Source organism: Actinomyces denticolens, assembly GCF_002072185.1.
Taxonomy (GTDB): Bacteria; Actinomycetota; Actinomycetes; order Actinomycetales; family Actinomycetaceae; genus Actinomyces; species Actinomyces denticolens.
Window position 1 is genome coordinate 46,678 of sequence record NZ_MVIW01000019.1, and the last position, 11,685, is coordinate 58,362.

The 11,685-nt window shown below is 69.9% G+C and carries 10 protein-coding genes; 7 read left to right on the forward strand and 3 right to left on the reverse strand.

The genetic code is table 11. The features are described from left to right. Positions 1–35: 35 nt before the first annotated feature. The 3 genes from B1H55_RS07010 to B1H55_RS07020 are packed head-to-tail and all read right to left on the reverse strand — an operon-like array spanning position 36 to position 3,122. Positions 36–1,295, reverse strand: a complete 1,260-nt coding sequence (locus B1H55_RS07010) for an OmpA family protein (RefSeq protein ID WP_077240618.1) — start codon at positions 1,293–1,295, stop codon at positions 36–38. A 40-nt stretch (positions 1,296–1,335) separates the two neighbouring features. Continuing rightward, entirely contained in the window at positions 1,336–2,346 is a 1,011-nt protein-coding gene (locus B1H55_RS07015) for a sensor histidine kinase (protein WP_080461656.1), read from the reverse strand. Then, positions 2,343–3,122 carry a response regulator transcription factor gene (locus B1H55_RS07020; protein WP_073454424.1) on the reverse strand — a complete coding sequence of 260 codons (780 nt, stop codon included), beginning with the start codon at positions 3,120–3,122 and terminating at the stop codon, positions 2,343–2,345. Before B1H55_RS07020 ends, B1H55_RS07015 begins: the two co-directional genes overlap by 4 nt. 440 nt (positions 3,123–3,562) lie before the next feature. On the opposite strand from B1H55_RS07020, the gene B1H55_RS07025 reads away from it, so the two are divergent. The 7 genes from B1H55_RS07025 (at position 3,563) to B1H55_RS07055 (ending at position 11,529) form a co-directional block, all read left to right on the forward strand. Continuing rightward, on the forward strand, positions 3,563–4,792 hold the full coding sequence (locus tag B1H55_RS07025; protein WP_073454426.1) for an arginine deiminase: 1,230 nt from the start codon (positions 3,563–3,565) through the stop codon (positions 4,790–4,792). A 56-nt stretch (positions 4,793–4,848) separates the two neighbouring features. Beyond that, positions 4,849–5,859 carry an ornithine carbamoyltransferase gene (gene argF / locus B1H55_RS07030; protein ID WP_073454427.1) on the forward strand — a complete coding sequence of 337 codons (1,011 nt, stop codon included), beginning with the start codon at positions 4,849–4,851 and terminating at the stop codon, positions 5,857–5,859. Positions 5,860–5,862: 3 nt separating this feature from the next. Continuing rightward, on the forward strand, positions 5,863–6,828 hold the full coding sequence (locus B1H55_RS07035) for a carbamate kinase (protein ID WP_073454429.1): 966 nt from the start codon (positions 5,863–5,865) through the stop codon (positions 6,826–6,828). A 145-nt stretch (positions 6,829–6,973) separates the two neighbouring features. Then, positions 6,974–8,101: a serine/threonine protein kinase gene (locus B1H55_RS07040; protein ID WP_073454431.1), complete on the forward strand. Its 1,128-nt coding sequence runs from the start codon at positions 6,974–6,976 to the stop codon at positions 8,099–8,101. Positions 8,102–8,259: 158 nt separating this feature from the next. Next, a complete protein-coding gene (locus B1H55_RS07045) occupies positions 8,260–9,288 on the forward strand; it encodes a DMT family transporter (RefSeq protein ID WP_231952718.1) in 1,029 nt (342 codons plus the stop codon). A 94-nt stretch (positions 9,289–9,382) separates the two neighbouring features. Next, a complete protein-coding gene (locus B1H55_RS07050; RefSeq protein WP_073454433.1) occupies positions 9,383–10,771 on the forward strand; it encodes an MFS transporter in 1,389 nt (462 codons plus the stop codon). A 161-nt stretch (positions 10,772–10,932) separates the two neighbouring features. Further along, positions 10,933–11,529 (forward strand): TetR/AcrR family transcriptional regulator, encoded by a 597-nt coding sequence (locus B1H55_RS07055; RefSeq protein WP_231952716.1) that lies wholly within the window; start codon positions 10,933–10,935, stop codon positions 11,527–11,529. The last annotated feature ends 156 nt before the right edge of the window (positions 11,530–11,685 follow it).

Genomic DNA, 11,685 nt, shown 5'->3' on the forward strand with positions numbered 1-11,685 from the left:
CTTGGGCGGGTATCGGGGCGCGGTGGGCGCTGCCCTCAGAAGGCGGGGACGAAGATCTCGACGCGCCTGTTGAGCTGTCGTCCGGCGGGGCTGTCGGAGCCATCGGCGTTCTCATTGGGAGCCACGGGGCGGGTCTCGCCGTAGCCGGTGGCATCGATGGACGATGTCGCGCCAGCGCCCTTGAGGATGTCGACGACGGCCTGGGCGCGCTGCTCGGAGAGGGTCTGGTTGAAGGCCTCGTCGGAGACGGAGTCGGTGTGCCCGTAGACGTGGATCGTGGGGGCCCCTGCCTTCGTGAGGACACCGGACAGGCTGGTGAGGGTGGTGGTGGCCTCGGGGCGGACCTCGGCCGAGCCGAAGTCGAACAGGACGCCATCGTCAAGGGTGATGACGGTGCCGCAGGAGGTGATGGGCTTGATGGATGACATGGGAGGGAAGTCCCCGACCTTGCCGACCGGGGGCAGGGGCTCCATGTCCACCGCCTGGCCGTTGACGGTTCCCGTGCCGTTGCCGTTGTTGATGATCAACAGTCCGGTCCCGTCCGAGTAGGTCCCCGAGCCGTCGCCCGCGTTGGTGTTGGTGACCTGGTCGGTGCTGTAGGTGCCCGAACCATCCGCTGAGACGGTGATCGTCTCGCTCGTCCCCGAGTTCGAGTAGGTGCCCGAGCCGTTGCCGTCGGACGTGATCGTGACCTTGCCGTCGGAGTACGTGCCCGAGCCGTCACTGTCGGTGGTCACCGTGATCTCGCCGGCCGAGTAGGTGCCCGAGCCGCTGCCGTCGGACGTGATCGTGACCTTGCCGTCGGAGTACGTGCCGGAGCCGTCGCCATCGGTGGTGACGGTCGCGCCGTCCCCCATGGTCGTGCCGCCCGCGGATCCGTCCAGCAGCGTCCGCCCGTGGGAGCTGTCCAGAGCCCCGGAGGCGTCGCAGCGGGCGGGGCCCACGGTGATGCCGGGCTGGGAGGACACGGTGGCGGCCAGGTCGGGGGCGTAGGAGGCGGGCTCGGCGCCGAGCACGGACAGATCGGGCATTGAGAACAGGGGGATCGGCGGGATCTCACCCACCTGGTAGCCGGCCACGGCGGGCAGCCCGGAGGCTTGGCCGCCCGCAGCGGCAGTGCCGGTGGCGGCTCCTGCCGGGCTCGCGGCCGAGGAGCCGGCGGTCGAATCGGCGGAGTCGCTCGACTCCGAGGACGAGCCGCAGGCCGCCAGGGAGCCGGCGACGACGAGGGCGGCGGTCAGGGTGATCAGGGGGGAGCGCCGATGAGCCGGGCGCCCGGAGAATGCGAGGTTCATGCGACGAGCATAAATGGCGTGATGTCGCCGTAATGTCGCGTCACTGTCGCGGTCCTGCGACAGGCAGTCGCAGCCACACCTGGGTCCCCACTCCGACCTGTGAGGCGATGGAGGCGCTGCCGCCGTGCCGCCGCACGATGGTGGATACGAGCGCCAGCCCCAGTCCCGATCCGGCGAGCCCGCGCGCGTTGCCGGCGCGGGCCAGCTCCTCCCAGACGCTGGGCAGGTCCTCCTCGGGGATGCCCATGCCGGTGTCCGCCACCTCGATGGTGACGACGCCGGCCTCCTGGCGCCCTCTCACCTCGACCCGCCCGGCGGGCGGGGTGTACTTCATGGCGTTGGCGACGACGTTGCGCACCGCCGAGTAGAGCAGGTCGCCGTCCCCGCGGACCGCGGGGAGCGGCTGCGGCGCGCGGGGCAGGTCGAGGTGGACCTGGGGGATGGGCCCCTTGGCCGCCCCCTCCTCGATGGCCGCGGACACGGCGTCGGAGATCGTCTCGCCGAGGTCCACCCGCTCCAGGGATAGAGGGGCGGTCTCCAGCTCGGCGAGCTTGCGCAGGTCCGTGAGCAGAGAGCTCATGCGCCGCGACTGACTGTCGATGAGCGCCAGGCGGTCCCCCACGACGCCCTGGGACGGGCCGCCCCTGCCCGCCCCCGCGGCCTGCGCGGTCTCCGCCAGGGCGGCGCGCACCGCGGTAAGGGGGTTCTTGAGCTCGTGGTCGAGGCGGGCGAGGAACTGGCGGTGCCTCGCCCGCGCGGCGTCCTCGGTCCGGGCGGCCTCGTGCCGGCGCCGGGCGGCGGCACGACGACGGGCCGCGGCGACGGCGGGGGCGGCGATCGCGATGGGCGCGACGAGTGAGGCGATGACGGTGGGCATGGGGGCCCTGATCGTCAGTTCCTGGTCGCGCAGCGCGAGGGCGGCGGTCAGGGCCGCGATCGCCAGGACGGCGAGGGCCAGGAGGAGGGCCGCTGCCAACGGCCGCGCGGCCCCGGTGGTGGGGCGCCCGTCCGGCCCGCCCGCCGAGCTCCGCCCGCGCGCCTCGGCGCTCATGGATGGACCTCGTGGCAGAACCGGTAGCCGATGCCGGGGGCCGTCTCGATGTAGCGCGGGGCGCTCGCGTCATCGCCGAGGACCCTGCGGATCTCTCGGATGCGGTGGTCGACGGCGCGCGTGGTGGTCGCGAAGTCGATGCCCCACAGGGCGGAGAGGAGCGCCTCGCGGGTGTGGAGCTCACCGGGGCGGCTCATGAGGAAGTCGAGGAGGGTGACCGCCTTGGGGGTCAGGACGAGCTCGCGCCCGCCCATCTCCACCCGGCGGCTGGCGCGGTGCAGGACGAGGTCGCCCGCCACGAGGCGCTCCGCGGCGGTCAGCGGCCGGCCGGGCCCTTGGGCGCGGCGCAGGATGGCGCGGATGCGGGAGACGAGCTCGGCGGGGTCGAAGGGCTTGGAGAGGTAGTCGTCGGCGCCGTCGTCGAGGGCGGAGATGCGCTCGTAGGTGGCGTCGAGCTGGGTGAGGAGGATGACGGGGGTCCAGGCGCCCTCGGCCCGCAGGCGCCGAACGAGTTCGCGCCCATCCATGCGGGGCATGAGGACGTCGGAGACGATGATGTCGACGGCGCCGCCGGCGACGCCGTTGCCGCCCCCTCCCGGGACGGCGCCGCGCGCGCTCGCGCCCCGCGGGCGCAGCAGGTCGAGGGCCTCGACGCCGTCGGAGGCGAGGATCACCCGGTACCCCGACCTCTCCAGGTAGGGGCCGAGGGTGGAGCGGATGGGGGCCTCGTCGTCGACGAGCAGGACGGTTCCTGCGGATGTGCCGGGGTGGTGCACGGGCGGGTCCTCATTTCGCGGGCATGGACGGGCGACGGGGCGCGGGGATGCGGCCGCTTGGGCCCAAGTATGCCCGGACGGGCATCGCGTCCCTCGTGGACCGGGCCCTGGGGGTTCGCGCCCGCTGAGCGCTCCCCCTCCGGCGGCGACCAGGCGCGGGCGCGCTCGGCGGGCGTCGGAGGCCTGCGGCATGAGTGACTTCCCTCACTCCTGTTGTAGACGCGCGTCACGATTGGTACGCTTGTACCAATGGTACGAACGTACCAATCCGAGAGGGTGACGCCGTCCCGATCAGAAACGCCCGGGGCCCCGCATCACCGCCACCCCTTCAGACCACACCCTGAACTCACCACCGCATCAGCGCAGGGCGAAGAGGCCCTGGGCCGAACCGCGTGCGCCCATGCCGGGCGCCGCGCCAGATTCCAGAGGAATAGGACGCGATGCTCACGCCATCCATCGACTCAGAGATCGGTCGACTCCAGACCGTCATCATCCACCGGCCCGGCAAGGAGATGCTGAGGCTGACCCCCGAGAACAAGGACGAGCTCCTCTTCGACGACGTCCTGTGGCTCGAGAGGGCCCAGCAGGAGCACGACGAGTTCGCGCGGGTGCTGCGCAGCCGCGGCGCCCAGGTCCTCTACCTGCAGGACCTGCTGGCCGAGACCCTGGAGATCCCCGAGGCGCGCGCCTTCCTGCTGGGGGCCGTCCTGTCCGAGGACTCCACGGGGCTGGCGGCCTCCCCCGCCATCCGCCAATGGGCCGAGAGCGTGGAGGCGCCCACCCTCGCCGAAACCCTCATCGCGGGGATCACCAAGGAGGAGCTCCTCGAGCACGTCCCGGGCATCTCCTCGATGGTGCTGGCCTCGATGGACCCCGAGGACCTGCTCATCGGCCCCCTGCCCAACCACCTGTTCACCCGGGACACCTCCTCGTGGATCTACAACGGCGTGTCGATCAACTCCATGTCGCGCGAGGCCCGGCGCCGCGAATCGCTCAACTACCGGGCCATTTACACCTGGCATCCGCTCTTCGCCGCCAAGGGCTTCCCCATCTGGTCCGATGGCACGATCAGCCCCGCACTGTCCACCGAGGGCGGGGACATCCAGATCATCGGCAACGGCGCCGTGCTCATCGGCGTCTCCGAGCGCACCTGCCCCCAGGGCGTGGAGCGCCTGGCCACTCAGCTCTTCGCCGGCGGCGTGCGCGAGATCGTCGCCGTCAAGATGAGGAAGACGCGCGCCCAGATGCACCTGGACACCATCATGACGATGGTCGACCACGGGACCTTCACCAAGTACGCCGGAGCGGGGATGCTCCCCACCTTCACCCTGCGCCCCGGCGAGCGCGAGGGCACGGTCGACGTCATCGAGAACCCCGCCGAGGCCATGCACGACGCCATCGCCGCCGCCCTGGGCATCGACGAGCTCACCGTGCTCACGACCCCCCAGGACAGCCGGGCGGCCGCCCGCGAGCAGTGGGACGACGGCGCCAACTCCCTGGCCGTCGCGCCCGGTGTGATCATCACCTACGAGCGCAACGTCAACACCAACGAGTACCTGACCTCCAAGGGCATCGAGGTGCTGACCATCCCCGGTAGCGAGCTCGGGCGCGGGCGCGGCGGCCCGCACTGCATGAGCTGCCCCGTGGTCCGTGAGCCCCTCGGCTCGTGACTACTCTTCCTCCCATCGCCCCCATTCACCTCGATTCCAACGAAGGACGGAACGACATGACCCACCCTCTGCACAACCGCCACTTCCTCAAGGAGACCGACTTCACCACCGCCGAGTGGATGAGTCTGCTGGACCTCGCCGCCCAGCTCAAGGCGGACAAGAAGGCCGGCCGGGAGGTTCAGCGCCTCAAGGGCAAGAACATCGCGCTCATCTTCGAGAAGACCTCCACGCGCACCCGCTGCTCCTTCGAGGTCGGCGCCGCCGACCAGGGCGCCCACACCACCTACCTCGACCCCTCCGGCTCGCAGCTGGGCCACAAGGAGTCCGTGGCGGACACCGCTCGCGTGCTCGGGCGCATGTACGACGGCATCGAGTACCGCGGTGACGACCAGGCCAAGGTCGAGACCCTGGCCGAACTGTCCGGCGTGCCCGTGTGGAACGGCCTGACCGACGCCTGGCACCCCACCCAGATGCTCGCCGATCAACTGACGATGATCGAACTGGTGGACAAGCCGATCACGGAGATCTCCCTGGCCTACCTGGGCGATGCCCGCAACAACGTCGCCAACTCCCTGCTGGTCTCCGGCGCGCTGGTCGGCATGGACATCCGCCTGGTGGCGCCTAAGGAGCTCCAGCCCGAGGCCGAGGTCGTCGCCATCGCCGAGGGGCTCGCCGCCATCTCCGGGGCCCGCATCACGATCACCGACGACGTCGACGAGGGCGTCAAGGGCGTCGACTACCTCTACACCGACGTGTGGGTCTCCATGGGCGAGCCCAAGGAGGTCTGGGCCGAGCGCATCGCCCTGCTCAAGGACTACCAGGTCAACGGCGAGCTCGTGAAGCGCACCGGCAACGACGACGTCAAGTTCCTCCACTGCCTGCCGGCCTTCCACGACCGCAACACGAAGGTCGGCCAGCAGCTCTTCGAGGCCACCGGCATGGACGGCCTGGAGGTCACCGACGACGTCTTCGAGACAGAGCGCAACGTCTCCTTCCAGCAGGCCGAGAACCGCATGCACACCATCAAGGCCGTCATGGTCGCCACCCTGGGCGACTGGGAGGACTGACCCATGCGCATTGTCGCTGCCCTGGGCGGCAACGCCCTCATGCGCCGGGGGGACAAGCCCGACGCCCGCACCCAGATCGCCAACGTGCAGGCGGCCGCCAAGCAGCTGGCCCTGCTGGCCGAGAAGCACGAGCTCATCATCACCCACGGCAACGGCCCGCAGGTGGGCGTGCTCGCCCTGGAGTCCGCCAATGATGACCGCCTGAGCGAGTGCTACCCCTTCGACACCCTGGGCGCGGAGACCCAGGGGATGATCGGCTACTGGCTCCTCCAGGCCATGCAGAACGCCCTGCCGGGCAGGCAGGTCGCCTCCCTGGTGAGCCAGACCCTCGTCCTGGCCGGGGACCCGGCCTTCGCCAACCCGACGAAGTTCGTCGGCGAGGTCTACGACGAGGCCACCGCCAACCGGCTGGCCGCCGAGAAGGGCTGGACGGTCAAGAAGGACGGCGAGCACTACCGCCGCGTCGTCGGCTCGCCCAGGCCCCAGCGCGTCATCGAGACCCGGATGGCCCGGGCCCTCCTCCACGCGGGCGCCGTCGTCATCTGCGCCGGGGGCGGGGGCGTGCCAGTCATCCGCAACGAGCACGGCAAGCTCCAGGGGGTCGAGGCGGTCATCGACAAGGACCTGACCGCCGCGGTCCTCGCCGAGCACCTCGACGCCGACGCCCTGCTCATCCTCACCGACGTCGACGGCGTCCAGGAGGGATTCGGGACGCCCGGGGCCAAGCGGGTGGACCGCGCGACCCCGGCCTCGCTGCGCGCCATGGACCTGCCCGCGGGATCCATGGGCCCCAAGGTGGAGGCCGTGTGCCGCTTCGTGGAGCTCACGGGCGACATGGCCGCCATCGGCCGCCTCGAGGACGCCATCGGGATCATCGAGGGGGTCTCCGGGACGATCGTGACCCCGGGAGGGAACTACGGCGGGCCGGATGACATCCGACCGCCGGTGCCCGACCGCACGACCAACTGACCGGGCGCTGATCGGCCGTCATCGCCCGGCGCGCCACCAATCCCAGGAGGGAGGTCTTCCCCGCACAGCGGATCTGTCAACCATCCATTCTCGATGCATCGATACCCGCGGCGCACCGCCGCACTCACAAAGGAGTGATTCTTCCATGACGAAGATCGTGAACTCGTGGAACGACTTCGACCCCCTCAAGCGCGTCATCGTCGGGCGCGCCGACTTCTCCGTCATCCCGCCCGAGGAGCCCGCCACCAGCGAGAAGGTGCCGATCGACTCCGAGATGCGCGGCATGTGGGGCCCCCGCCCCACGGAGACCGTCGAGAAGGCGAACGCCCAGCTCGACTACCTCGCCAAGGTCTGCGAGGACCACGGCGTCATCGTCGACCGCCCGACCCCGCTTCAGTGGAACCAGCCCGTCATCACCCCGGACTTCCGCACCGACTCGATGATGACCTGCATGCCGCCCCGCGACATCCTGCTGACCATCGGCAACGAGATCATGGCCTCGGCCAACTCCTTCCGCTGCCGCTACTTCGAGTACCTGGCCTACTGGCCCCTCATGAAGAAGTACTTCGACGAGGACCCGGAGTTCAAGTGGACGCAGGCCCCCCGCCCGCGCCTGACCGACGCCTCCTACAAGCACAACTACTACGACGAGAAGATCTCGCTGGAGGAGCGCCTCGAGCGCACCGCCGCGAAGGACTTCGTCACCACCGAGGCCGAGCCCATGTGGGACGCGGCCGACGTCCTGCGGCTGGGCAAGGACCTGTTCATCCAGCACGGCCTGACCACCAACCGCACCGCGATGGAGTGGTTCAAGCGGTACTACCCGGACCTGCGCGTCCACGCCGTCAACTTCCCGGGCGACCCCTACCCGATCCACATCGACGCCACCTTCGTGCCGCTGCGGCCGGGGCTCATCATCAACAACCCCCACCGCCACCTGCCCGAGGAGCAGAGGAAGATCTTCGAGGCCAACGACTGGCAGATCGTCGACGCCGCCATGCCGGCGCACGAGACCCCGCCGCCGCTGTGCTACTCCTCGGTGTGGCTGTCCATGAACTGCCTGGTCCTGGACCACAAGACCGTCATCTGCGAGGCCAGCGAGGTCCACCAGATGGAGCAGATGGACAAGCTCGGCATGAACGTCATCCCCGTGCCGTTCCGCGACGCCTACCCGTTCGGCGGTGCCCTGCACTGCGCGACGGCGGACGTCTACCGCGAGGGCGGCTGCGAGGACTACTTCCCGAACCAGGTCGAGGACCCCACCCTCGTCTGACGCACCGGGTCCCCGGGGGCCGCTCCTCCTTCCGGCCCCCGGGGACCACCCCCACCTGACCAGGCAATCGCGCCCGGTCCCTGTGCCCACCGGGGCCTTCCAGGCAAAGACGCCTGAACCGGATCCACCACGTGCAAGGACGCATAGGACGCACCCCAATGAACGACACCTCGACCACCCCTGATCTCAAGGCCGCCGGTTCCACCTACGTCATGGACAAGAGGCTCGGCGCCATCGCCATGCTCATCTCCGCCACAGGCATGGGCCTGGTGGGGACCTTCAGCCGGGGCGCCACCAATGGCCTGATCCCCGATGACAAGGCCGTCATCGGCTCCTTCCTCGCCTCGGGCCGCATGCTCACGGGCCTGGCGGGCTTCACCGTCCTGCTCCTCGTGACCGGTAGGACCGCGCTGTTCCGCGCCACCCGCCTCAGCCCGGCCATCATCATGGGAGGGATCTCCATCGGCCTGTCACTGGGCTGCTACATCTCCTCCACGCTGCTGACCACGATCGCCAACGCGGTCTTCCTCATCTACACCGGACCGCTGTTCTGCACGATCCTGGCCAGGATCTTCCGCAAGGAGAGGATCAGCCGCCTCAACGGGCTCTTCCTGCTCATCGTGTTCGTCGGCATGCTCATGACGATCGGGATCATCGACTACAAGGACGGGGCGCTCTCCTTCGGGCTGGACCTGTCGGTGACCTCGACCGAGTACCCGAAGAAGGCCCTGGGGGACCTCCTGGGCCTGCTGTCCGGCCTCTTCTACGGCATGGCCCTGTTCTTCAACGGGTACCGCAAGGACGTGGACTCCATCGTCCGCGGCGTGTGGAACTTCGTGTGGGCCTCCGTCGCGGCGCTGAGCATGGCGCTCGTCCTGCGCCCCTGGCACGGGGTGAGCGCCTTCACCGGCTCCAACTGGGGCTCGGCCGGGCTGCTGTTCGTCTTCAGCGGGCTGGTCGCCCTCGGATTCCTCGTCGTGGCGGGGAGGAACCTGCCCGCCGTGGAGATGTCCACGATCTCCTACTGGGAGTGCCCGGTGGCGATCATCTGCGGCCTGCTGATCTTCCACGAGCAGCTGACCCCGATCGGTATGATCGGTGGAACCCTGATCGTGGGCGGAGGCTTCGCCCCGATCATCGTCGATGCCCTCGCTCGAGCCGGTAAACGCTCTGTCGCTACCGCCTGACCTCATCGACGGCCGCCCCCGTTCCTCCATGGCACGAGGGGCGGCCGTCGCCACTGAACAGCCCCTGACAGTCCACGAACCCGGAGAGACGCCCATGACCACCGACGGCAGTACTGCCCCTCCACCCTCAACCGCGATCCCCAGCAGCGCCCGGGGGGCGACGGTGCGCCGAGCGGCGGCGGCGTCCTTCATCGGCAACTTCATCGAGTGGTTCGACTACGCCTCCTACGGATACCTCGCCGTCGTCATCGGCAAGGTCTTCTTCCCGGAGAGCGATACCTCCGTCCAGCTCATGTCCACCTTCGCGGTCTTCGCGATGTCCTTCCTCCTGCGGCCCGTCGGCGCCGTCGTCTGGGGGGCCTGGGGGGACAGGTTCGGGAGGCGCTGGGCGCTGTCGTGGTCGATCCTCATCATGTCCGGCTCCACCTTCCTCATCGCCTTCCTGCCCGGGTACTCGATGATCGGGCTGGGCGCGGCCATCCTGCTGCTGCTCCTGCGACTCGTCCAGGGGTTCTCCGCCTCGGGCGAGTACGCGGGCGCGGGCACCTTCCTCGCCGAGTACGCCCCCGCGGACAGGCGCGGCCTGTACACCTGCCTCGTGCCGGCCTCCACGGCGACGGGGCTGCTCGCCGGCTCCACCCTGGTGGCCCTGCTCCACTGGCTCCTCGACGACGCCTCCATGGAGTCCTGGGGCTGGCGCATCCCGTTCCTGCTGGCCGGCCCCCTGGGCATCATCGGGCGCTACATCCGGGTGCACCTGGAGGACTCCCCCGCCTTCCAGGAGATGAACGCGCAACTGGAGGCCGCCTCCGGCCCGTCGCGGCGCACGCCCGTGCTCGATGTCCTGAGCAGGCACGGCCGGACGGTGGCGATCGCCTTCGGGGTCTCCTGCCTCAACGCCGTCGGCTTCTACCTGCTGCTGAGCTACATGCCCACCTACCTGCAGAAGGAGATCGGCATCGGGGAGGGCACCTCCAACCTGCTGACCTCGATCATGCTCTGCGGCTACATCTCCTCGATCTTCGTCATGGGGCACTTCTCGGACACCGTTGGGCGCCGCAAGATGCTCATCGGCGCCTGCGTGGCCTTCATCGCTCTGTCCGTGCCGCTGTTCTGGATCATGGAGGGCGGCAACATCTGGGTCATCCTCGCCTGCGAGCTGCTCTTCGCGGTCATCCTGACCGCCAATGACGGGACCCTGGCCACCTTCCTCGCCGAGTCCTTCCCCACCGAGGTGCGCTACTCCGGCTTCGCCCTGTCCTTCAACACGGCGAACGCCCTCCTCGGCGGCACGGCGCCCTTCCTCGCCACCTGGCTCATCTCCGTCACCGGCTCCCCCCTGGCGCCCGCGGTCTACCTCAGCGTCGTCGCGCTGGCCGCCCTGGGCGCGATGATCGTGGCGCCGGAGCACTCCGACGCCGACCTCACCGCCTTCACCCAGGAGGGCTCGAAATCCCCGTCCCCGGTCAGTACACCTAGCTGAGCGTCCTCGCCCACGCTCTTCGGCCCGCCGGCCCGCCGGGCCCGCCGCCGGAGGGCGGACCCGGGATCTCCCAGGTCCTGGGGCCCTTCTCACGCGCAGCCATCTCGATTCACATCCCTGCGGCGCCGTTTTGGTCTTATCGTGTCAGCATGTGCAGCGCCGTGGAAACGACCAGTGACCGGCGGGAGACGGCGTCGACCGCCAAGGGGGAGGCCCGGAAGCAGGCGATCATCGACGCAGCGGCCGCCATCATTCGCGAATCGGGCCCGAAGGAGGTCACTCACCGGGCCGTGGCCGAGCGCGCCGGGTGCTCGCTGTCGGCCACCACGTACTACTTCGACGGCCTCGATGACCTCCTCTACCAGGCCGGCCTGCTCAACATCAGCCTGTGGGCCGCGCGCGCGGAGCGGGTGGCCGACGCCGTCGAGGCCCTGGGGAAGCGGCCCGGCCTCGATGAGCGGATCGAGTACCTGCTGCGCGCCACCCTGCCGGAGAGGGGCCCGTACCTCGGCCATTACCTCCAGCTGATCTCCGCCGGGGCCTCGGCGCCCGTCGGATCGGCCTACCGCGAGGGGCGCCAGCGGCTCAACGCCGCCATCAGCCGCATCGCGGAGCGCTTCTCGCTGCGCTACTCGGCCGAGGTCATCATCGCGGTCGTCGACGGCGCCGCCGTCACCGCCCTGTCCGAGTGCCGCGACGTGCGCGAGACCGCGGCCGCCCTCGTGCGCGCCCTCGCCGAGCAGGCCCGCGCCAACTGACCCCCTCCCTCTCTCGCCGAGACCGGTCGAAAATGTCATCGAGACCACTATGTTGGTTGTGGGTGGGTGGGTCTGACTCAATCGAGACCTGACGGCCCCTGGTTTGCGGGGTGTGTCCTTGGACCGGCCTGTCGGCCCTTGCCCGCCCACGGTTCA